The sequence below is a fragment of the Polaribacter sp. M10 genome (genome assembly GCF_054968445.1).
Genome location: NZ_JBSSBG010000005.1, coordinates 154,660 through 178,952, shown reverse-complemented (window position 1 = coordinate 178,952; position 24,293 = coordinate 154,660). Strand labels below are relative to the sequence as shown.

The 24,293-nt window shown below is 33.6% G+C and carries 14 protein-coding genes; 11 read left to right on the top strand and 3 right to left on the bottom strand.

All coding sequences use genetic code 11. From position 1 onward, the window contains the following. The first annotated feature begins 169 nt into the window (after positions 1-169). From ACWYN7_RS07615 to ACWYN7_RS07590, 6 genes are all read left to right on the top strand, one after another. Positions 170-3,877 carry an efflux RND transporter permease subunit gene (locus ACWYN7_RS07615; protein WP_462859324.1) on the top strand — a complete coding sequence of 1,236 codons (3,708 nt, stop codon included), beginning with the start codon at positions 170-172 and terminating at the stop codon, positions 3,875-3,877. Continuing rightward, positions 3,874-5,112, top strand: a complete 1,239-nt coding sequence (locus ACWYN7_RS07610; RefSeq protein WP_462859323.1) for a TolC family protein — start codon at positions 3,874-3,876, stop codon at positions 5,110-5,112. The genes ACWYN7_RS07615 and ACWYN7_RS07610 overlap by 4 nt, the downstream gene beginning before the upstream one ends. 86 nt (positions 5,113-5,198) lie before the next feature. Then, entirely contained in the window at positions 5,199-5,921 is a 723-nt protein-coding gene (locus ACWYN7_RS07605) for a heavy-metal-associated domain-containing protein (RefSeq protein WP_462859322.1), read from the top strand. A gap of 6 nt (positions 5,922-5,927) precedes the next feature. Continuing rightward, positions 5,928-6,635, top strand: a complete 708-nt coding sequence (locus ACWYN7_RS07600) for a PepSY domain-containing protein (RefSeq protein WP_462859320.1) — start codon at positions 5,928-5,930, stop codon at positions 6,633-6,635. Between the two features lie 4 nt (positions 6,636-6,639). After that, a complete protein-coding gene (locus ACWYN7_RS07595) occupies positions 6,640-8,412 on the top strand; it encodes an efflux RND transporter periplasmic adaptor subunit (RefSeq protein WP_462859318.1) in 1,773 nt (590 codons plus the stop codon). 20 nt (positions 8,413-8,432) lie between these two features. Continuing rightward, entirely contained in the window at positions 8,433-8,873 is a 441-nt protein-coding gene (locus tag ACWYN7_RS07590; RefSeq protein ID WP_462859316.1) for a heavy-metal-associated domain-containing protein, read from the top strand. Positions 8,874-9,679: 806 nt separating this feature from the next. Here ACWYN7_RS07590 and ACWYN7_RS07585 read toward each other — a convergent pair. Next, a complete protein-coding gene (locus ACWYN7_RS07585; protein ID WP_462859314.1) occupies positions 9,680-11,284 on the bottom strand; it encodes a tetratricopeptide repeat protein in 1,605 nt (534 codons plus the stop codon). 200 nt (positions 11,285-11,484) lie between these two features. Between ACWYN7_RS07585 and ACWYN7_RS07580 the strand changes: the two genes are divergently transcribed. From ACWYN7_RS07580 to ACWYN7_RS07565, 4 genes are all read left to right on the top strand, one after another. Continuing rightward, on the top strand, positions 11,485-13,587 hold the full coding sequence (locus ACWYN7_RS07580; RefSeq protein ID WP_462859313.1) for a glycoside hydrolase family 97 protein: 2,103 nt from the start codon (positions 11,485-11,487) through the stop codon (positions 13,585-13,587). Positions 13,588-13,682: 95 nt separating this feature from the next. Continuing rightward, positions 13,683-16,844: a glycoside hydrolase family 2 TIM barrel-domain containing protein gene (locus tag ACWYN7_RS07575; protein ID WP_462859311.1), complete on the top strand. Its 3,162-nt coding sequence runs from the start codon at positions 13,683-13,685 to the stop codon at positions 16,842-16,844. Positions 16,845-17,278: 434 nt separating this feature from the next. Continuing rightward, the gene (locus tag ACWYN7_RS07570) at positions 17,279-17,791 is read left to right on the top strand and encodes a hypothetical protein (protein WP_462859310.1); all 513 of its coding nucleotides are present in this window, start codon (positions 17,279-17,281) and stop codon (positions 17,789-17,791) included. A 98-nt stretch (positions 17,792-17,889) separates the two neighbouring features. Continuing rightward, on the top strand, positions 17,890-18,249 hold the full coding sequence (locus ACWYN7_RS07565) for a hypothetical protein (RefSeq protein WP_462859309.1): 360 nt from the start codon (positions 17,890-17,892) through the stop codon (positions 18,247-18,249). An 18-nt stretch (positions 18,250-18,267) separates the two neighbouring features. Here the strand turns inward: ACWYN7_RS07565 and ACWYN7_RS07560 are convergent, their stop codons facing one another. Both ACWYN7_RS07560 and ACWYN7_RS07555 read right to left on the bottom strand, forming a co-directional pair. Beyond that, complete coding sequence (locus ACWYN7_RS07560; protein WP_462859307.1) at positions 18,268-19,218, bottom strand: alpha-E domain-containing protein; 951 nt, start codon at positions 19,216-19,218, stop codon at positions 18,268-18,270. A 9-nt stretch (positions 19,219-19,227) separates the two neighbouring features. Further along, on the bottom strand, positions 19,228-20,694 hold the full coding sequence (locus tag ACWYN7_RS07555; protein ID WP_462859305.1) for a circularly permuted type 2 ATP-grasp protein: 1,467 nt from the start codon (positions 20,692-20,694) through the stop codon (positions 19,228-19,230). A gap of 246 nt (positions 20,695-20,940) precedes the next feature. Here ACWYN7_RS07555 and ACWYN7_RS07550 point away from each other — a divergent pair, with 246 nt between their 5' ends. Continuing rightward, positions 20,941-24,288 (top strand): transglutaminase family protein, encoded by a 3,348-nt coding sequence (locus tag ACWYN7_RS07550; protein WP_462859303.1) that lies wholly within the window; start codon positions 20,941-20,943, stop codon positions 24,286-24,288. Positions 24,289-24,293 lie beyond the last annotated feature (5 nt).

The window sequence follows — 24,293 nt, the reverse complement described above, 5'->3', positions numbered from 1 at the left end:
TACAAACCACCACTCGTCATAAGGCAACTCTACAAGATTGACGAGACATACTTAATTTGATTTTTAAACAATAGACTTTTTTATCCTACGGCTGCAATGTCATAAGGATAATTTGCTGTATTCGGTGTTGTCGCAACATCAATGTCTAACTGTTTAATAATCAAAACCAATGCTCAATAAAAGCATCAAATTTTTAATAGAAAACAAACTCGTAGCAGTTCTGCTACTCGTCCTTTTTGTAGGATGGGGAACGGTTAATGCACCTTTCAATTGGGATACTGGTTTCTTACCAAGTAATCCAGTTGCTGTAGATGCCATACCAGATATAGGCGAAAACCAACAAATCGTTTTTACCAAATGGGATGGTCGATCACCACAAGATATAGAAGACCAAATCACCTATCCACTTACAACATCTTTACTCGGTATTCCAGGTGTAAAAACCATTCGTAGTTCGTCTATGTTCGGTTTTTCAAGTATCTATATCATTTTTGAAGAAGACATAGAATTTTACTGGAGTAGAAGTCGTATTCTCGAAAAACTTAATTCCTTACCAAGTGGTTTATTGCCCGAAGGTGTTAATCCTGCTTTGGGTCCAGATGCTACAGGATTAGGACAAATATTTTGGTACACTTTAGAAGGTCGTGATGAAAACGGAAATGTAACTGGTGGTTGGGATTTACACGAACTAAGAAGTATTCAAGATTACTATGTTAAATATGCCTTGTCTTCGGCAAGTGGTGTTTCAGAGGTTGCTTCTATTGGTGGCTATGTTCAAGAATACCAAGTGGACGTGAATCCAGAACTAATGCGTCAGTATAATATTGGATTGCATCACGTTGTAAAAGCGGTTAAGGAAAGCAACAAAGACATTGGTGCACAGACTTTGGAAATTAATCAAGTCGAATATTTGGTTCGTGGTTTGGGTTATGTAAAATCCATTTCAGACATCGAAAATGCGGTAGTCACTTCCGAGGATTACACAGCAATCAAAATCAAAGATATTGGAAAGGTCTCTTTAGGTCCTGCAACAAGACGAGGTTTATTGGATAAGGAAGGCGCTGAAGTTGTTGGTGCTGTTGTGGTGGCTCGTTATGGCGCAAACCCAATGGAAGTCATTAATAACGTAAAGGAAAAAATTAATGAATTAAGTGCAGGATTACCTTCAAAAGTTTTGGCAGATGGAAGAACATCGCAAGTAACTATAGTGCCTTTTTATGACAGAACAGAACTAATACAAGAAACATTAGGCACACTCAATGAGGCATTAACTTTAGAAATTTTAATAACCATTCTGGTCATAATCATAATGGTGTTTAATCTTCGCGCTTCCGTACTAATTTCTGGACTATTACCTATTGCGGTTTTAATGGTATTTATTGCAATGAAACTCTTTGGCGTCGATGCCAATATAGTCGCATTATCTGGTATTGCAATTGCTATCGGAACAATGGTCGATGTTGGTGTTATACTATCAGAAAATATCATTCGGCATTTAGATGAAGATGATGGAACTCAATCCATTAATACAGTAGTTTACAACGCAACAGCTGAAGTGTCTGGCGCAATCGTAACCGCAGTTATGACAACTATTATCAGTTTCATTCCTGTATTTACAATGATTGGAGCGGAAGGAAAACTATTCAGACCATTAGCCTTCACCAAGACCTTTGCTTTAACAGCTTCTATAATAGTAGCGTTATTTTTAATTCCACCGTTTGCTGCTTACTTATTCCGAAAGAAAAGTATAAAGACCAATTTTAAATATATTATAAACGGTGTTTTAATAGCATTAGGTATCGCTGCAATTAGCTATGGGTACTGGCTAGGGGTGATATTAATAGCTTTTGGAATTATAAATTTTCAAAGGCAGTTAGAATTTCTTCCCTTTGGGAAGATGCCGAAGGCAGATGGGCTTATTTCAGCATCAGCAATAGTATTCCTTTTAGCCGAATATTGGAGGCCATTAGGCGTTGATAAAAGCATTTTTTGGAATCTTATTTTCGTGAGTGTTATTTGCTTTGGTTTATTAGGTGTTTTCTCATTATTCATAAAGTTTTATACACGCATTTTAAGATGGTGTTTAGATAATAAGCTACTCTTTTTGTCTGTTCCAACAGCCATCGTAATTACAGGTTTTTTCATTATGAAAAATACAGGCAAGGAGTTTATGCCATCATTAAATGAAGGCTCGTTTTTATTGATGCCAACCTCAATGCCTCATTCTGGCGTGGAAGAAAATAAACGTGTTTTACAACAATTGGATATGGCTGTCGCCAGTATTCCAGAGATTGAAACCGTAGTTGGTAAAGCAGGACGTACAGAATCAGCTTTAGACCCTGCACCTTTATCAATGTATGAAAATATCATTCAGTACAAACCAGAATATATGCTGAATGAAAACGGAGAACGTCAACGCTATAAAGTGAATGATGATGGTTTGTTTGAATTGAAAGATGGACGATTCATCGCAAATCCAAATAATACTAAAGATGTTACTTTGAGCGCAGTCGAAAGGTCTCAACTCATTCCCGACGATGATGGCGAGTACTATCGTAACTGGCGACCAGAAATACAATCACCAGACGATATTTGGAATGAAATCGTAAGAGTGACCAAATTGCCAGGCGTAACCTCTGCACCAAAGCTACAACCTATTGAAACCCGATTGGTAATGCTTCAAACAGGAATGCGAGCACCAATGGGAATTAAAGTAAAAGGTCAGGATTTAAAGGAAATTGAAACGTTTGGTGTGCAATTAGAAAATATTATCAAGGAAGCTGAAGGTGTTAAAAAAGAAGCTGTTTTTGCAGACCGCATTGTTGGTAAACCTTATTTGTCAATTGATATTGACAGAGAGAAAATTGCACGCTATGGCATTTCGATACAAGATGTTCAAGATGTATTAAAAGTAGCAGTTGGCGGAATGATATTAACCCAAACCGTTGAAGGTCGAGAGCGCTATGGAGTTCGTGTACGCTATCCGAGAGAATTACGAGCAAATCCAACCGACTTACAACAGATTTATGTGCCAGTAGAAAAAGGAAGTCCTGTGCCATTAAGCGAATTGGCAATTATAAGATACGAACAAGGCCCACAAGTTATTAAAAGTGAAGACACCTTTTTAGTTGGTTATGTGTTGTTTGATAAGTTGGATGGATTTGCAGAAGTCAATGTGGTTGAAAACGCACAAGCCTTAATTCAGGAAAAGATAGATTCTGGTGAGTTAATTGTACCAAAAGGAATCAATTATGCATTCACAGGAACGTATGAAAATCAGTTACGAGCAGAAAAAACCTTGTCAGTTGTTGTACCATTAGCATTGGCAATCATTTTCTTGATTTTGTATTTCCAGTTTCGTTCAGTAGGGACATCATTAATGGTATTTACAGGTATTGCAGTAGCATTTGCAGGTGGTTTTATAATGATTTGGCTCTATGGTCAAGGTTGGTTTTTAAACTTCAATGTCGCTGGTGAAAATATGCGAGACTTATTCCAAATGCATCCGATTAATTTAAGTGTTGCAGTTTGGGTTGGGTTTATTGCGCTTTTCGGTATAGCAACTGATGATGGTGTAGTAATGGCAACTTATTTAACCCAAACATTCGATAGAAATACACCAGATAATAAAAAGGAAATTAGAGCATCCATAGTAGAAGCAGGAGAAAAACGTATCAGACCCTGTTTAATGACTACAGCTACAACCATTTTAGCACTATTACCAGTATTAACCTCTACAGGTCGTGGAAGCGACATAATGATACCTATGGCAATACCAAGTTTTGGCGGAATGCTCATTGCCTTAATCACTTTGTTTGTTGTACCAGTATTGTACAGCTGGAAAGCAGAAGTTCAACTTAAAAGAACTGTAAAATGAAACAGATAAAATCACACATAAAAACAGTATGTATTCTTTGTTCGTTATTCTTTGTTGTCATTGGAAATGCACAGCAATTAGAAACACTTATTGATGAAGCCTTAACAAACAATCCAGAAATTCAAAAGTTTGAGTTACAATACAAAAGAGCTTCCGAAAAAGTAAATGAGGTTAATACCATTCCTAATACCGAATTTGGTGTCGGTTACTTTGTAAGTGAACCAGAAACACGAACAGGTGCACAACGCTTTAAGGTATCTGCTAAACAAATGTTACCGTGGTTTGGGACTATTACATCAAGAGAAAACTATGTAAGTTCATTGGCAGATGCTAAATACGAGGACATTGTTATCGCAAAGCGAAAACTAATGGCTTCGGTATCACAATCCTATTATAATCTATACGCCAACAAAGCAAAGGAAGAGGTCTTAACTGAAAATATCAGACTATTAGAAACTTATGAGACGTTGGCATTAACTTCTGTTGAGGTGGGTAAAGCATCCGCAGTAGATGTATTACGTTTACAAATGCGCCAAAACGAAATGCAACAATTAAAAGAGGTTTTGCAACAACAATTTTTAGCAGAACAAACTAACTTCAATAATCTATTGAATAGAGATAATGATGTTACCGTGAATGTGGTAGATCGTTTACTGATACCTTCTGAAGACTTTGATATTACTTCTGAAAATTTAGCATTACATCCTGAATTACTAAAATATGATAAACTCTGTCAATCCATAGAACAATCAGAATTATTGAATCAAAAAGAAAGCAGTCCAATGATTGGTTTCGGATTAGATTATATCAATGTTGCTGAAAGACCAAATATGGATTTCAGCGATAACGGAAAGGATATTGTAATGCCAATGGTTTCAGTTTCTATTCCAATTTTCAATAAAAAATATAAATCAAAAACCAAACAAAACGAGTGGCAACAGCAGGAAATTACTGCTCAAAAACAGGAACGCTTAAATACTTTAGAAACACTTTTAAGCAAAGCGATTAATGAGCGTATTGCTGCAAGAATAAGTTATGCTACCCAAACCAAAAACCTACAGCAAGCCAAAGATGCAGAAGACATTTTAATCAAAAGCTATGAAACTGGAACGATTGATTTTAATGACGTTTTAGACATTCTAGAGTTGCAACTAAAATTTCAAATGAACCAAATAGAATCTGTGAAGACTTACTACACACAAACCACGATTATTAATTATTTAACACAGCAATAATGAAATGAGCGGATGTATTATTATAAAACTATTCAAGATTTTTATAAGCGAATTACATCTGACCATTAAAGAATAAATAACAACAGATGAAACATACATATAAAATATCAGGAATGACTTGCAACAACTGTAAGGCTTCCGTTGAAAAGAATTTAGGTGAATTAGAACACGTTACAAACGTTTCGGTAAATCTTGAAAAAGAAGAAGCAGTAGTTACAATGGATAAACATATTGAAACCAAAACTTTAAAAGAATCTTTACCCAAAAAATACACACTATCTGATAAAAAGGAAGAGCAAAAGAATATACCAGAGGTTGCTTTTGATAATATGGAGCAATCAAAACTACAGCAACTAAAACCACTTTTATTAATCATCTTTTACATTGCTACAACTAGTCTGTTATTGCATTATAAAAATTGGTCTTGGAACGCGTTTATGCTCGATTTTATGGGTTTATTCTACATTGTATTTAGTTTTTTCAAGATGTTAGATTTAAAAGGTTTTCCAGAATCCTTTCGTATGTACGACCCTTTAGCGAAACGTGTTCCTTTTTATGGGAAAGTTTATCCATTTATTGAAACAGCTTTAGGATTAATGTTCTTAATGCGATTTGAAGTAAATATTGCTTTAATAGTAACACTTGTGGTTTTAGGAATAACCACTATTGGTGTCACAAAAACATTATTGGACAAAAAATCAATTCGATGTGCGTGTTTGGGTACTGCTTTAAAATTGCCTATGACTGAAGCCACATTTATAGAGAATGCAATTATGATTGTTATGGCCACATTAATGCTTGTAAATTAAATAATTATGGTAAACAGGAATACAGCTTTAAAAATTAGAAAAACACACAGGTATTTGGGGCTCTTTTTAGGAATTCAATTCCTATTTTGGACCATTAGTGGTTTATACTTCAGTTGGACAAACATCGATGAAATACACGGAGATCAATTTAAAAACTTGGAGTATCAACCCAAAGCGTTTAAGAATTTAATAAGCCCTTCAAAACTTAATATAGCTGAAGGTGTAAATACTATTGAATTAAAAGATATTGACAATTTGCCTTACTATTGGATAAACAATAAACAATTGTATAATGCTATTGATGGAAGTCCTAAAAATAGTATTACGCAGGATGAGGCACTCTATATTGCCAAAAACCATATGAAAAGTGGTTTAGAGGTAGAATCTGTTGAGCAAATTACTGAAACTGGAAAACACCACGAATATCGAGAAAAACTGCTACCTGCTTATGTTATATCCTATAAAACCGATGAAGCTCTAAAAGCCTATGTGTCTGTAAACGACGGAAAATTTCAAACCGTAAGACATCGTGCTTGGCGTTGGTTCGATTTTTTATGGATGACACACACCATGGATTATGAAGGTAGAGATAATTTTAACACCCTTGTTTTAAGAGCATTTTCACTTTTAGGTTTGATAACCGTTTTAAGTGGGTTTTTGTTGTGGTACACCTCGTCACCTTCAATTAGGAAATTATTAAAACGAAAAAAATAAAGAAATGAAAAAATATATAGTTTATCTCGGAATATTAGCTGTTGGTCTACTTTTAGGGTGGACACTGTTTGGTGGCTCATCAAATAAAGAAACAGACCATAATCACGATGCGGTTTCAGAAACTAATCAACTATGGACGTGTTCAATGCATCCACAGATTATGCAACCAGAACCAGGTGATTGTCCTATTTGTGGAATGGATTTAATTCCTGCGGAAAGTGGAAGTGATGGCTTGTTAGCAGACCAATTTAAGCTTACAGAAAATGCTATGGCATTAGCCAATATTCAAACATCTATTGTTGGTAAAGGCAATGTTGAAGGCAATACTATCAAACTATCTGGTAAAATTGCTAAAAACGAAGAAGCCAATGCAGTACAGGTAAGTTATTTCGCTGGAAGAATTGAACGTTTGAATGTGAGTTTTACAGGCCAAGAAGTTCATAAAGGTCAATTATTGGCAACCATTTATTCGCCAGAACTCTATGCAGCACAACAAGAACTCATTACAGCAGCATCTTTAAAAGAAGCACAACCTGCTTTATACAAAGCAGTCCGTAATAAACTGAAATTATGGAAGCTCTCTGAAAATCAAATCAATCAGATTGAAGAAACCCAAAAAGTGAAAGAAAACTTTTCTGTGTATGCAACCGTTTCAGGAACTGTCACAGAAAAATTGGTAGCGCAAGGTGATTACATCAAACAAGGTCAACCTTTATTAAAAATTGCTAATCTTAACACAGTTTGGGGAAATTTTGATGTGTATGAAAATCAGATTGACCGCTTTAAAAAAGGACAGGAAGTGATGATAACAACCAATGCTTATCCTAATAAAGAGTTTAAAACTAAAGTAGATTTCATTGACCCAGTTTTAAACACAAAAACAAGAACAGTAACCTTGCGTGTGGTTCTAAACAACAAGGATGATGTATTTAAACCAGGAATGTTTGTAACCGCAAATATTGAAGGCAGTCAAGCTAACAATCACGACCTTTTAACAATTCCTGCATCTGCTGTGTTATGGACAGGTGAACGTTCTGTGGTGTACCTTAAAACAAATCCAGACCAACCTATTTTTGAAATGCGTGAAATTAGATTAGGCAATCAAATTGGTAATGAATATGAAGTTTTAGAAGGCTTGTTTGCTGGAAATGAAATAGTAACTAACGGAACATTTACGGTTGATGCAGCAGCACAATTACAAGGCAAAAAGTCGATGATGAATAAGGATGGTGGAAAAGTAATGACGGGACACGAAGGTCATTTAGGAATGAATAACAATTCATCAAATAAAGAAAGCGACCACACTACTATGAATGAGCGTTTGGAAGTATCAGCGAAATTTCAAGAGCAGTTAAAAGCTGTTTTCAATGCGTATATCAATTTAAAAGATGCTTTAGTAAAAGAAGATTCAAAAGTTGCTTCAACAAGCGCAACAAGTCTATTGAACAATTTAAGCAAAGTAGATATGAAATTGTTGTCAGATAACAAGGCGCATAACCATTGGATGTCATTAGAAAAGGGAATAAAATCTTCAGCGACCTCAATTTCTGAAACGTCAGATATAAAATCACAAAGAGACCATTTTAAACATTTGTCATCATATCTAATCAATGCTGTTCAACTATTTGGTGTAAATAAAAAAGTCTATGTAGAATTTTGTCCAATGGCAGATAATAACAAGGGTGCGTTTTGGTTGAGCAAAGAAGAAAAAGTAATCAATCCATATTTTGGTGATGCAATGCTAACCTGTGGTGAAGTAAAACAAATAATAGAATAATAACAATTAAATTTTAAACAATGAAGAAAGTAATTTTAAGTGTAGCTGTAATAGCAGCATTAGGTTTAACAAGTTGTAAAAACGAAACCAAAAAACAAACAGAAACCACAACCACTGAAATGTCAAAAGAAATGGCAATGACAGACCTGTCTTTTGGTGTAAGAGGAAATTGCGGAATGTGTAAAAGTACCATCGAAAAAGCAGCCAATGGTGTTGAAGGTGTTGCAAGTGCGAATTGGGATGTCGATAAAAAGAAGATTGATGTGTCTTTTGATGATACCAAAACAGATGCAATGGCAATCCATAAAGCAATCGCAGCTTCAGGTTATGATACCGAAAAAGTAGCAGGTGATGAAGAAGCATATAATGGTTTACCAGGATGTTGTAAGTACGACCACGAAATGATGATGAATCAATCAGGTGAAACAAAAAGTGATGACCATTCAAATCACGACCATTAAACCAATAACGAAAGAGTCTTTTTCGGAAGGCTCTTTTTTATTCCCCACACCCCAAAACCCAGTCGATTTTAAAAAAGGTCGTGCATTTTGTGTTGTGCATTTTTCTAAAGAAAAATCAAAAATAGAACGAACCAATCATTTGTAAAGCATCTAACTAACAAAGAGGTGTTGTTTGTAAATTGTTAATAATTAACTCTATGAGTATAAAATGCATTCAAATAGAAGTCTTATCTTTGTTATTGTACAATGCCAACAGTTCTTAAGTTTTACAAACAAAAATATTCTTAAGAATTGTTATAAACTTTAGTTTTAGGTAGATTTCACCGAAATTAAAATAATTGACCACTACAAACCATTATAATTTATCATATCGTATTGCGTAGAACTTTATAACCTCGATGTTATAAGGTTTTTTTATGCTTTTTAGGCAGATTTCAATCAAGATGCGACTAAAATTGCGTCTTGACGCGATAAAAATTGCATCTTGATGCAATAAAAGTTGCATCAAGACGCATTTAAAAATACATCGAAAAGTACTTTTCATCAAAAAAATTGCATTTTCAGCAGTAGAAAATGCATTTTTTCAGTTCATTTTATCAAAAAAGAGGAATTTTAAAAATAAGTTATCAACCAAAGTACTTATTTATAAACAATGTACTCGTAAAGCATACTTTTTTCTGCGCGTAAATTATATCCCTTTTAATACCATTTTATAGGGATAAAGTTTAAGGATATAATTTAAGTACTATTATTTAAATAAACAGATTAAGGCCAAATAGAACAACCCTAACACCAGTTATAACTCTTTAAAATTGCTCAATTACTATTGTTAAATTCTCTTCCCTTTTTAAGTTTAATTTCTTTCTAATTCGGTATCTAGAGGTGTTCACCCCATTTACAGAAATATTAAGAAGTTGGGCCATTTCTTTTGCAGAAAAATTCAATTTAATCAATGCGCAATGCTTCAATTCTGTGGGAGTAAGATCAGTATAATTTGCTTTAAGGTTTTCATAAAAACCTTTGTTTACATCTATAAAACGTTTGTCAAATTCTTCCCAAAGTTTTATTCTTCCTGTGGTTTTATGCTTTATCGATTTTAACAAACCAATATTTGTTGGAGCATATTTATTGATAGACTCCGTCATTTCACTAATAATACTTTGCTTATCAATTAGACGTAAGGTAAAAGAAGTAATTTCTTTATTTTTAATTTCAACCAATGCTCGGTTTTGTTCCTGCTCAATTTGTGCTTTTAGATGTTGCTTCTCTTTTTCTGTTTTAAATTTTTTACGTTGCAACTTTACATACCAAAACAATACTCCTACGATTACAGCACTAAACAAAGCTAAAAACACGAGTCTAATGGTTAGCATTTGGGCTTTTTGCTGAATGAGTTCTTTATCGCGTTCCAAGATAATTTTGTCACGCGCTTCTAACTCCTCCTTATACATGTTTCTAATGCCTAACAAGCCCGCATTCTGATAACTTTTGGTACTAAAGGTATTGTCGTAAATTTCCTTAGACTCCCTTAATATTTGATACGCTTCTACATACCTTTTTTGTTTGTTTAAGCAAAGTGCCAACCTGCTTAAACTTTCTGCTTTGGCATCAAAATGAGTTTTATAACGATCAATGCTAGTAACCGATTTCTTAAAATAGCTTTCCGCATTTTTCCAATCTTTCTTTGCCATATAGCTAGACCCTAAATAAAAATAGACAATAGGTAAATAGCTAGGATCTAATCTATTAAAATTGTCCTCTGCCTGATGAAGTATCACTAAAGCATCTTCTAATTCTCCCAATTTTCGGAGGATATTTCCTTTTTCAGAATGAAGATAAATACGTTGGTCGTACTTATAATTTAGTTTGTCTGCTAAAATTTGGCACGAGTCCAAATACGAAAGAGAACGTTGATAATCTCCTACTTTTCGGTAATAATGCACAAGACCATAATAGGCAGAAATCACACCTTCGTTATTCATAAAGTCTTTAGCAACTGCTTTTTTGGCATACGTCAGTGCTTGCGTTCTATGCAATAAAGTTTCTTCATTTTTATCAAAAATATAAAACATAATCCCTAGCTGATCATGAACCTGAAACAACAATTTGTCGCTCTCTAAACTTTCGGCATAGTGCAATGCTTTCCATAAATAACCAAAACTATCATTGTAATTTCCCAATCTAGAATACTGTTTAGACAAGCCAATTAGGGAACGTACTAACAAAATAGAATCCTTAGATTGTTCATAAAACTGTTTGCATTCTTTAAGTTCGACAATGGTAGAAGAATCACTATTCAACACCTTATAGTATAAGTCTTTTTTTAAAGCTAAACTATCTTTTAAAGAAGATTGGGCATAATAAAACTTTACCAAACACCCTACAATTAGAAGTAATTTTAATTTTAACATACAGAATTACAATGGATTAAATAAATTTCAAAGAAAAATCAACTATACAGTTCTTTACTATTACAAGTATAAGTAATTACAAGGATAAAAAGTATGCTTGTATAATTTTTGACGAAGTGAATTATTTCATTTTAGGCAAAATTAAGAGCATTTTTGTTATCGCAAGAACATTGCACTGTTTTAACTTAATATAATATCCAATGAAATTATTTACTTTTTTATTTCTTTTATGTCTAAGCTTCGTAAGCTGTCAAACATCCATAACAGAAATAGCATCTCCTGATGCAAAAAACAAAATCACTTTTGAATTGAACGAAAAAGGACAATTGTTTTATGAAGTTTTTCGCGAGAACAATAAAATTATAAAAAGCTCAGCTCTTGGATTCGAACTAAAAACAAAATCACTAAAAGAAGGATTTGATTTGGTGGCTTCTAAAATTAGTTCAGAAAACACCACATGGAAAACAGTTTGGGGTGAACGTGAAACGGTTGTGAATCATTACAATGAATTAAGCTTACAATTAAAGCAAAAGAATACTGACATATTGGTAAATGTACAAGCGAGAGTTTTTGATGATGGTGTGGCTTTTCGCTACGCTTTTCCAGAACAGTCAGAACTAAAAGATTTCATCATTATGGATGAACTTACGGAGTTTAATTTTGCAGGAGATTACAAAGCATGGTGGAATTTTGCTGATTACGATAACTATGAAAAAGTGTACTACAATTCTCCGATTAGTCAAATTGGAGATTCTATCAAATTTGCTCGTCGTGTAGGTAAAGAAGAACGAGCTAATATGTGTAACACCCCTTTAACCATGGAGGTAAACGATCATTTAGTAATTAGTATTCACGAAGCAGACTTAACAGATTATGCGGGTATGAATTTGCTAAACACGCTAGAAGGTAAAAAACTAAAAGCACAGTTAACACCTTGGATGAATGGTGACTTGGTAAGAGCTACTGCTCCTATGAAAACCCCTTGGAGAACCATTCAAATAGGTACGAACGCTGGAGATTTAGTAGAGTCAGATTTAATTATGAACTTAAACCCTCCTTGCGCTTACGAGGATACCGATTGGATTGAAACCTATACATACGTTGGTATTTGGTGGGAAATGCATACGGCTAGAACAGCATGGGCGGAAAAGAAACAATTTGGAATCCCTTTATCTCCAAATCGTCCTCATGGTGCCACTACAGAAAATGCCAAATACCATATTGATTTTGCTGCAAAACACGGCATCAAAGATGTACTAATCGAAGGTTGGGACAAAGGTTGGGACGATATGGAACCAGACTGGAAAGGCTATGGAATTTTTGATTGGGCTACTTCTACCGACGATTTTGATTTAGAAGAAGTGTGTCGTTATGGTGCTGAAAAAGGAGTACGTATGATGATGTATCACGAAACCATTTCAGACATTGACCATTACGAACCTAAAATGGATTCACTTTACAAAATGTGTAAAGACCTAGGAATTAAAACGGTAAAAGTGGGTTACACAGGTGGTGTAAACTGGGACACTAAAAATCAAAAATACCGTCAGCATCACCATGGGCAGTACATGGTACGTCACTACAAAAAAATGGTGCAGACAGCAGCAAAATACCAATTGCAAATCATCAACCACGAACCTATAAAGTACACAGGAGAACAACGCACCTACCCTAACCTAATGGCACGAGAAGGAGCTAGAGGACAAGAGTACAATGCTTGGAGCGAAGGGAATAGTCCAGAACATGGTGTGGTACTTCCTTTTACACGTAATTTAGGTGGACCAAATGATTATACAGTAGGAATTTTTGAACCGATGTTACCACAAAGAGATTGGGCAAATTTTGAAATTAGAGTACGTAGTACCGTGGCCAAACAATTGGCTTATTTTATTACCATGTATAGTCCTATTCCTATGGCTGCCGATTTACCTAAATTTTATGAAGCTCGCCCAGATGTGTTTCAATTTGTAAAAGATTTGGCAACTGATTGGTCAGAAAGTATAGTATTAAATGCCAAAATTGGTGACTACTTTACCATTGTACGTCAGGAAAAAGGAACCGACAATTGGTTTTTAGGAAGTATTACTGATGAGAATCCTCGCAACTTAAGCATCAACCTTGATTTCTTAGCGAAAGACAAACAATACGAAGCCATTATTTATGCAGATGGTAAAGATGCCAATTGGAAAACAAATCCTTACCCTGTTGAGATTGTTAAAAAGAAAGTAACTTCTAAAGATAAATTAGATCTTGTTTTGGCTGCCAGTGGTGGACAGGCAATTCAGTTTAAAGTAGTCAAATAACGCTACTAAAATAACATTGAGTGTTGTTGGGGGCATGCTATATGTAGGTCCCTAACAATACATTTTTTACATTCAGAAATTTACATTACACAGCAATGAAAGCAATTTACACCTTAACATTTTACCTGCTATTTATTACAACCAGCTTTTCTCAATACAACAACGACTGGGAAAACCCTTTGGTTGTTCAAAAAAACAGGTTTCCGTCAAGGTCAACCCTATACTCCTACCCTAGCATAGAAAAAGCCAAAACACTTGACAGAGAAAAATCACCTTGGTACAAAACTTTAAATGGTACATGGAAATTTAACTGGGTAAAAAAACCAGCAGATGCACCTAATGATTTTTATAAAGAAGAGTACGATGTTTCTAAATGGGATGATATTGAGGTGCCCTCTTGCTGGGAAATGAAAGGTTATGGACAAGCTACCTATGTAAATTCAGGGTATCCTTTTCCTAATAACCCACCTTTTATAGACCACAACCACAATCCTGTAGGCTCGTACAAAAGAACGTTCAACATTCCTAATGATTGGAACGACAAAACGGTTTTGATTAATTTTGGAGGGGTTTTAAATGCGTATTACCTGTATGTTAATGGTAAAGAAGTGGGTTACAATCAAGGGAGTTACACCACCTCTGAATTTGATATTACAAAATACCTAAAACCAGGAAAAAATACAGTTGCTGTAAAAGTATATCGTTGGAGTGATGGTGCCTATTTAGAAGACCAAGACAATTGGCGTATGAGTGGGAATTTTAGAGAAGTATTTTTACAAGCTTGGCCAAAAATTGCAATTTCTGACTTGCATGTGCGCACCTTGTTAGATGACAATTACGAAGATGCTGTTTTGCAAATTCGCCCTCGTGTGCATTTACAATCCAAAGGAGAAAACCTAAAAGGGTATCAAATCAAAGCGCAATTATTTGATGGAACAACCAAGATATTGGAAACTCCTATGCAGATTCCCGTACAAAAAGTAGTGCATGAATGGTATCCACAAGCGGACAATGTACATTTTGCCTTGATGAAACAAAACATCAAAAATCCCAAAAAATGGAGTGCAGAAAAACCTAATTTATACACCCTACTTGTTACTATTGAGAAAGACAATAAAGTAATACAGGCAACCAGTACCCAAATAGGATTTAGACAAATAGACATAAAAGATGGAGTATTAACGGTAAACGGTAAGCGTGTCATCATGTTTGGTGTAAATCGTCACGACCACAGTCCAACTGAAGGAAAAACGGTTTCACGAGAAGAATTGTTAGAGGACATTACCATCTTGAAACAAAATAATATGAATCTTATTCGTACTTGTCATTATCCTAACGATCCTTATCTGTATGAATTGTGTGATCAACTTGGAATTTATGTAATGGATGAAGCCAATCTAGAGAGTCATGGTTTGCGAGGAGAACCTTCTAACTCACCAGAATGGACTTACTCTTTTTTAGATCGTGCCATCAAAATGGTAGAGCGTGATAAATTGCATCCTTCAGTGGTGTTTTGGTCTTTAGGAAATGAATCTGGTACAGGGCCTAATCATGCAGCAATGGCATCTTGGATAAAAACCTATGACTTTACTCGTCCTATACATTCAGAAGGTGCGCAAGGAGACCCTACTGACAGACGTTACAAACAGCACGGTTCTGATGAATGGACTAATTACTTGCTAAATCCTAGAGATCGTCCTTATGTAGATATGATTAGTCGTATGTATGCTACTGCTGCAATTATAAACCAATTGGCAGAAGACCCTAATGACAATCGCCCAGTGTTTAACTGTGAATTTGCTCATGCCATGGGGAATTCTTTGGGGAATTTAAAAGAATATGTAGACGGTGCTCGCTCTCATGACAACATTATTGGTGGTGCAATTTGGGATTATATAGACCAAGGTATTGCTTTAAAAACCAAGGACGGAAAAGCCTATTGGGGGTATGGTAATGATCGTTGGAAACACTTTGGGGCAGATCCTGGGCGAATGAACTTCTTGATAAACGGAATTATCAATCCTGATAAAAGCCCTAAGCCTCAGCTTTACGAATGCAAAAAGGTGTTCCAATTTGTTGAAATTTCTAAAGACGAAAGCAACGAATTTGGCATTAACATCAAAAACCAGTATCACTTTACCAATCTGAACGAATTTGACTTTACCTACAGTGTAAAGGCCAATGGTGTAGAAATAATGAACGGAGATCTTGAACCTATAAACCTAGAGCCAGCCAAAACAACAACACTCATTTTGCCCATCAAGAAATTAAAGAAAAAAGCAGGTGTGGAATATGTCATCAACATTAGTGTTCGTCAAAAAAAGAGCAATGCTTATGCTAAATCGGGATATGAAGTTGCTTGGGAGGATATTGTGTTACCAATGGTAAAGGCTAACGAAAAGCTATCCTCCAAAAAAGTAACACTTACAACTACAGACAACATTATCACAGGAAGTACCTCTTCTTATAAAGTGACCGTTGATAAATTAACGGGCTATATCACATCGATAAAAATGGAAAAAAAACCTGTTTTATTATCAGCATTGAAACCGAATTTTGTACGAGCTGAAACCGATAATGACAGAGGTAGAGGAAACAAAGTAATGCACAAGGCTATGAAGTGGAAAGATGTGGCAGATGACTTTAAAGTGGAAAATGTTGCTATCAAAGAAAATACAATTTTGGTAAAAGGAACCTCTTCATTTGGATCAAAACTAATGTTTGAATATGCATTGTTTGACCAAGGTGTAAAGGTGACTTTCAGCTTTGAAAAACCCGAAACGGCTTCACAAATTGTTCGTTTTGGCTTGCAAACAACCATTCCAAAAGATTTTAACAAAACAAAATTTTACGGAAAAGGTCCTCATGAAAACTATCGAGATCGTATGCAAAGCGCAAAACTAGGATCCTATGAAATAGCAACCAAAAATATTGCTTTTGACTACATATATCCACAAGAAAACGGAAACCGTAGTGAAGTACGAGCATTGACATTGGTAAATCCTGATATGGAATTAAACATAAAGGGGTACCCAACTATTGATTTTTCTGTATGGCCTTATACACAAGAAAACTTGGATAAAGCAACACACACATACAAATTGAAAAATGAAAACTTCTATACCTTAAACATAGATTACAAACAAATTGGTGTGGGTGGTGATAACAGTTGGGGACCTAATGCATTGGCTTTACCTGCCTATAGGCTAGAGAAAAACAGTTATACGTATAGTTTCTTTATGGAGTTTGAAAAATAAAAAAGTTTGAAGGTAAAATCATCCTACTTTCAAAAAATATTAGATCATTTTTGGGTATTTCAGTAAGTACTGTTCCTAATAATTTAATTAATTCTAATTTATCAACAAATGTTATTAAAGTAAAATTACTTGATATCAGTGGTCTGATAAGCAGCGTAGTTTTGCAAAAATTTGATTCAAGCAAGAATATTCGAAAATAAAGTACTTCAGAATTAGTGAAAATTACTCCTTTATTTTTCCAAATATTAAAACCTTTATCCTTTTTGTTGCTTTATATCTATGAGCTTTATTGAAACAATAATAAACAAAATTTTTAACATAAAATATTATACATTTTCTAACCGATTTTCTTTATAAAGAGTTAACATTTATCATATTTTAAAAAATAACTTGAATCTAATTTTGTATTAAAATTAATATAAAATTAAATTATTTTGAAAAAAAACATTCTAGTTTTAGCACTCTTATTAAGCACTGTAAAATTAGTGGCTCAAGAAGAACATTTTAAACATTTTAGAATTAGTCCAGTGTTAAGCCATACTTATATTCCTATGGCTACAAATGATGGAGACAAAACCGTAATTGTACCTTCTATTGGTTTAGATGTAGAGTATTGGTTTACTAAAGAATGGGGTTTTGGGTTTCATAACGATTTGGAATTAGAAACTTTCGAAATTGAAAAAGACCATCAACTTTTTATTGAAAAGGAATTCCCAGTAGTTTTAACAATTGATGCACTTTGGAAATTTCATAAAGAATGGATTTTAGTTTTGGGTACAGGTGTTGAATTTGAAAAAAATGAAGACTTATTTATCATTAGAACTGGTTTAGAATACGAAATTGAATTTGGCAATCATTGGGATGTGGCTCCTACTATTTTTTATGATTATCGTTCTAACAACTTTGGTACTTGGTCTATTGGTATTGGTATTGGTAAACGTTTTTAATGAAGTCTGAATAAAATTTTTAAATCCTAAAAATTAAAATTTTATTCTACTTATTGATTACCTTAGATCTTCGTATTTTTTATAGAAATCTAACATAAATGACTAAAGAAGATATTTTAGGTAAATTTTCCATCCTTGGTTCTAATCAAAATAATTCTAAAGAAACCTATAAAGGCGAATTAACGCTCAGTTTAGATGATAAAAATAGGGTTGTTGCAAAGTGGCTCATCAATAAAAGTCAAGAGCAATTTGGAATAGGATTTTTTAATAAGAACATTTTGGTCATCAACTTTAATTATCAAGGTGATGAAGACTCTGTGTATTATGGAACTGTAGTCTATAAATGTTTAAATAAAGATATTTTTGAAGGGTTTTGGTCGGAAGAATTTGGTGACCCAGAATTCTTAGGAAAAGAAAACTGTTTTAGAATTAAAGATTCTAAAACAGTTTTAAATTAATTTTATTACGAATTTTAGTTAGTATAGTGAAAAATAATCTTTATCCATTTTTTCGCCCACTAAAGATAAATCGTCTACTAATTTTTCGATAAATCCTTTTAAATCTCCCTGTACATCTTCTATGGTTTTATATTGATGTTCGTATTTTAATTTACCAATTAAAAAAGCTGCAGAATCTTTGTGTGGCATTTCGTCTTTAGACAAGTAACAGATATAACTTTGTATACAGTTTAAAGAGTTCATAATAGATCTTGGACAGTGTGGATTTAAAATTAAAAAGTCTAAAACAGTATGGCTTGTAGGTACTTTTCTGTAATATCTACGCATCATATCATACGATTCTACACATTTTAATAAGGTGGTCCATTCGTAACTTTTGGTTAAAGAGCTGCCAAAATTTACCTTTTCTATTAAAGCATCATTATACTTAGAGTTTATAATTCTAATTACTTGATTGGCTCTTTCTATATAAATACCTAACATAATAATGGCATACACTTCATCGTGCAATAATGTACCTCTAATTTTTGTTCGTAAAGAAGCTACATTTGCGGTTATCATGGTTGTAAAATCGAACAAACCATTTTTTACAAAATGATCTGTATCGTAATTATTTACAACTCTTTTTAAGGTATTTACAGACTCGTATAACTCTGTAGAAATTAAATCTCTTGCTCCGTTTGCGTTTTGTTGTGCATTATTGATTGATGATACAATTGAAAATGGTTTTTCTGGATTTAGACCAATATCAAACAAAACTTTTTGTTCATCTAATTCTTTAACATCTTTAATTTCATCTTCATCGGCTACAAAAAGCATAGAACGCAATACAAATTGTCTTGATTGTGATATATCATTAGGAGCATCTAATGAAGAAAAATAATTTACGTTCATATACCTTGCTAAATGCTCAGAACGTTCTAAATAACGCCCCATCCAAAATAAATTATTGGCTACTCTTGCTAACATAAAATTGTTTTATTTTTTTAATACCCAAGTATCTTTAGACCCACCTCCTTGAGAAGAATTTACTACCAAATTTCCTCTTTTTAATGCTACTCTTGTTAAGCCGCCTTTTAATACAAAATCTACATTTTTACCCAACAATGTAAATGTTCTTAAATCTACATGTCTTGGTTCAAAAGAATTTTTTTCTTCTATATAAGTAGCATGTGTAGAAAGCGACATAATTGGTTGTGCAATATATTTTCTAGGGCTTTCTTTTATGGTGGTTTTAACTTTTTCTATTTCTTCTTTGGTTAATTTATTACCTATAGATATTCCATATCCGCCAGATTCATCTACAGGTTTCACAACCAATTTATCTACATTTTCTAAAACATATTTTAGTTCATCTGGTCTGCTACAATGGTAAGTGTGTACATTATTTAAAATTGGTTCTTCATCTAAATAATACTTTATAATTTGTGGCATATACGTGTAAATGGCTTTGTCATCTGCAACACCAGTTCCAGGTGCATTTACCAAACAGACTTTACCTTTCATATAACATTTAAATAAACCAGGCACGCCTAATAAAGAATCTTTTTTAAACTCTAAAGGATCAATAAAATCATCATCTACTCTTCTGTAAATAACATCTACTCTTTCTAACCCCTTAATGGTTTTCATGTAAACAAAGTCGTTTTCTATAAATAAATCTCTACCTTCCACAAGTTCTACTCCCATTTGTTTTGCTAAAAACGAATGCTCGTAATACGCAGAGTTATATACACCCGGAGTTAACACGACACATTTAGGTAAATCTACTCCTTTTGGTTTTACAGATTCTATAACTTCTAATAGATTTTCTCCATAATCAGAAACATTATAAGATTGGTAATGGTTAAAGACACCAAATAAAGTTCTTTTTAATGCAGATCTATTTCCTACTACATAACTTACACCAGAAGGGCATCTGATATTATCTTCTAAAACATAATACTCACCATCTAAATGTTTTATTAAATCTGTACCAGAAATATGGTTATAAACACCTCCTGGAGGATCAAAACCTTGCATTTGCTTTAGGTAATTGGCAGAAGAATCTATGAGTTCTCTAGGCACAATACCTTGCTTAATAATTTTTTGATCGTGATATAAATCCCATAAAAATAGATTTAAGGCTTTGCTACGCTGCAAAGCTCCTGTTTCTATTTTACGCCATTCTTCATGGCCAATAATCCTAGGAAAAAGATCGAAAGGAAATATCTTTTCTTTTGTTTCTTGATCGCTATATACCTGAAATGTAATCCCTTGATTAAAAAAAGCATCTTTTGCTTTGTCATTTAAATTCACAAAATCATTTACAGAGTATTCGCTGAATAAATTAAACAGTGTTTTATAAACTTCTCTTACTTCATTATTATTTGTAAAAATTTCATCATAAAATCTTGAATCAAATTCATAAGAAGAAAAAATCGGTAGACTTGTTGGTGCTTTCAAATTGAATCCTTTTTTTGGTAAATTTAATAAAATTAAATATAAATATATACCTATTTTAGCGATTTATGTTAAATTATTTTAACTAATTTTACAAAAAGCTTATTTTTAATTTACTAAAACTTTGTTTTTATTAAAAATACAATAATCTTATATTAGTCGAATTAATTTTTTGATATTTGTAGTTAAATGATAGTAGTTTTATTAATTTCACGTTCGCTTAAAGCAAAATAATTTAAAAAAGTATTTATGGCCTTAAAAATTGTAATATCACATAAAACAAAATATAAATACGATCGTTCTGTTAAGCTTTCTCCGCATATATTTAGATTAAGACCTGCACCTCACTCTAGAACTCCAATTGAATCTTATTCTTTAAAGATTAAGCCAGAAAATCATTTTTTCAATTGGCAACAAGATCCTTTTGGTAATTATCAGGCAAGAGTTGTTTTTCCAGAAAAAACAAAAGAACTTTCTATTGCTGTAGAAATTGTTGCCGATTTAAAAACCATAAATCCTTTTGACTTTTTTGTTGAAGATGATGCAGAAGAATACCCTTTTGAGTATGATGAAATTACAAAAAAAGAATTAGCACCATATTTAGAAGTTAATGAAGACAGTGAAATACTTCAAGACTTTTTAAAAACCATAGATTATACACCAAGAAAAACCATCTATTTTCTAATTGATGTAAATAGAAAAATTTACGAATATTTAAAATACAACATCCGTTTAGAACCAGGTGTGCAAACTTCTGAAGAAACTTTAGCTTGCAAAACAGGTTCTTGTAGAGATTATGCTTGGTTATTTGTACAAGTTATGAGGCATTTAGGCTTTGGTGCAAGATTTGTTTCGGGTTATATTGTACAACTAAAAGCAGATGAAAAATCTTTAGATGGTCCATCTGGTCCTGAACAAGATTTTACAGATTTACACGCTTGGACAGAAGTTTATATACCTGGTGCTGGTTGGATTGGATTTGATTCTACTTCTGGTTTACTAGTAGGTGAAGGACATATTCCATTATCTTGTACACCTCACTATAAAAGTGCAGCAGCAGTAACTGGAGGAATTCTGTCTGATGAAAAATTTGAAACAGAATTTGAGTTTGATAATTCTGTAACTAGAATTTTAGAATCTCCAAGAGTAACCAAACCTTATACCGAAGAACAATGGAAAGCTATAGAAAAACTTGGTTATAAAGTAGAAAAAGAATTAGAAAAAGGAGATGTAAGATTAACAATGGGTGGTGAACCTACATTTGTTTCTATTGATGACATGGAGTCTCCTGAATGGAATACAGATGCTGATGGACCACACAAACGCAAATTGGCCAATGACTTAACCAAAAGGTTAATGGATAAAATTGGCATTCGTGGTATGTTACATCATGCGCAAGGAAAATGGTATCCAGGAGAACCACTACCAAGATGGGAAATTCAATTGTATTGGAGAATTGATAGAAAACCAATTTGGTATAATCAAGATTTATTATCATCATTTGCTCCTAATCCTATTGTACCCGAAGATGCAGACATTCGATTTTTAACTACATTAACCAGATATTTGAGTATTTCTAGTCAGACGATTACACCAACTTTCGAAGATGCTTTTTATTTGCTTTGGGAAGAAGGTAAATTACCTGTAGATATTGATATCAGTAAAAAAGATAGCGAAGATTTAGTAAGAAACAGACTTGCAGACATCTTAGCTCAAGGTACGCACAAACCTGTTGGTTATGTGTTGCCACTAAACAATCATAATGATGAATGGTTTTCTAGCCAATGGGTTTTTAGAAGAAAAAATTTACATTTAACTCCTGGAACTTCGCCAATTGGATTAAGGTTGCCTATTAAATCTTTAATTGCCAAACCAGAATATGATGTTTTTCCGGTTTACGAACCAGATTTATTTAAAGAACAAAAAGAATTACCTAATTTTAAAAGAAAAGTAAGCAAAAGGCATAAAGATTTTGTTGCCAATGGCATCAGTAAAAACAAGCCAAAATATTTTGTTAAAACCGCACTTTGTTCAGAAATTAGAGATGGTAAATTGTATTTATTTTTACCTCCTTTAGAGTCTGCATATGCATTTTTAGATTTAATAGCCTCTATAGAAGCTACTGCGCAAGAATTAAATATTCCTGTAATTTTAGAAGGATACAATCCACCTCATGACAACAGATTACAGTCTATGAAAATTACTCCAGATCCTGGTGTAATTGAAATAAATGTGCATCCAATGAAAAGTTGGGAAGAACTAGTACATAATACTTTAACCCTTTACGCAGAAGCAAAAAAATCTCGTTTAGGTACAGAAAAGTTTATGTTAGATGGCAAACACACAGGAACTGGTGGAGGTAATCACGTTACTTTAGGTGGGTTTACTCCTTCTGATAGTCCGTTGTTAAGAAGACCTAGTTTGTTAAGAAGTTTGTTGACTTTTTGGCAACATCATCCAGGATTATCTTATTTGTTTTCTGGTGCCTTTGTGGGAGCTACAAGTCAAGCTCCAAGAATAGACGAAGCCAGAATGGAAAACTTATATGAACTTGAAATTGCTTTTAGCCAAATTCCTAAAGGAGGTGAAGTTCCTTTTTGGTTAACAGATCGTTTATTTAGACATTTATTAACCGATTTAACTGGTAACACGCACAGAGCCGAATTTTGTATCGATAAATTATACTCACCAGATTCATCATCAGGTAGATTAGGAATTTTAGAATTACGTGGTTTTGATATGCCTCCTCATCCACAGATGAGTTTAATGCAAATGTTATTGGTAAGAACTTTAGTGGCTTGGTTCTGGGAAAAACCTTACGAACATAAATTGGTAAGATGGGGTACAGAATTGCACGATAAATTTTTAATAGAACATTATGTAAGAGAAGATATTAAAGACATTGTAGAGCAGCTTAACAAAGCCGGTTACGAGTTTGAAGTAGATTGGTTCGATCCTTTCTTTGAATTCCGTTTTCCACTTCATGGAATGGTAGATATTAGTAACATTCATTTAGAATTAAGAGCAGGAATAGAGCCTTGGAATGTTTTGGGTGAAGAAATGACTGGCGGAGGAACTGCACGTTATGTAGATTCTTCTCTAGAGCGTTTACAGGTAAAAGTTTCTAATTTTACAAACGAGAGATATGTACTTACTTGTAATGGAGTAAAAGTACAGTTACAACCTACAACAAAAAAAGGTGAATATGTAGCTGGTATTAGATACAAAGCTTGGGATCCGTATTCTGCCTTACACCCAACCATTGGTGTAGACACCCCTTTGTCTTTTGATATTGTTGATACTTGGAGTAAAAAATCAATTGGAGGTTGTAAGTATTTTGTAGCTCATCCAGGAGGTAGATCTTATGAAACTTTCCCTGTAAATAGTTTTGAAGCAGAATCTAGACGAATTAACCGTTTTTGGGATATTGGAGAAACCCAAACTGATGCAAGTTATATAGAGGAACTAATGCAAAGCGAGCAAGAAGTAACTGAAAAATCAGTTGAAGAACAAGAAAGTTCAAATATTTATAGATATAAAGTATATCCTGTTAACTCAGAATATCCAAATACCTTAGATTTGCGTCTTAAAAAATAATGTAA

Coding starts and splice junctions, on each gene's coding strand:
- ACWYN7_RS07595 (WP_462859318.1), top strand. CDS start 6,640: ATGAAAAAATATATAGTTTATCTCGGAATATTAGCTGTTGGTCTACTT.
- ACWYN7_RS07575 (WP_462859311.1), top strand. CDS start 13,683: ATGAAAGCAATTTACACCTTAACATTTTACCTGCTATTTATTACAACC.
- ACWYN7_RS07605 (WP_462859322.1), top strand. CDS start 5,199: ATGAAACATACATATAAAATATCAGGAATGACTTGCAACAACTGTAAG.
- ACWYN7_RS07615 (WP_462859324.1), top strand. CDS start 170: ATGCTCAATAAAAGCATCAAATTTTTAATAGAAAACAAACTCGTAGCA.
- ACWYN7_RS07550 (WP_462859303.1), top strand. CDS start 20,941: ATGGCCTTAAAAATTGTAATATCACATAAAACAAAATATAAATACGAT.
- ACWYN7_RS07565 (WP_462859309.1), top strand. CDS start 17,890: ATGACTAAAGAAGATATTTTAGGTAAATTTTCCATCCTTGGTTCTAAT.
- ACWYN7_RS07585 (WP_462859314.1), bottom strand. CDS start 11,284: ATGTTAAAATTAAAATTACTTCTAATTGTAGGGTGTTTGGTAAAGTTT.
- ACWYN7_RS07580 (WP_462859313.1), top strand. CDS start 11,485: ATGAAATTATTTACTTTTTTATTTCTTTTATGTCTAAGCTTCGTAAGC.
- ACWYN7_RS07610 (WP_462859323.1), top strand. CDS start 3,874: ATGAAACAGATAAAATCACACATAAAAACAGTATGTATTCTTTGTTCG.
- ACWYN7_RS07560 (WP_462859307.1), bottom strand. CDS start 19,218: ATGTTAGCAAGAGTAGCCAATAATTTATTTTGGATGGGGCGTTATTTA.
- ACWYN7_RS07600 (WP_462859320.1), top strand. CDS start 5,928: ATGGTAAACAGGAATACAGCTTTAAAAATTAGAAAAACACACAGGTAT.
- ACWYN7_RS07590 (WP_462859316.1), top strand. CDS start 8,433: ATGAAGAAAGTAATTTTAAGTGTAGCTGTAATAGCAGCATTAGGTTTA.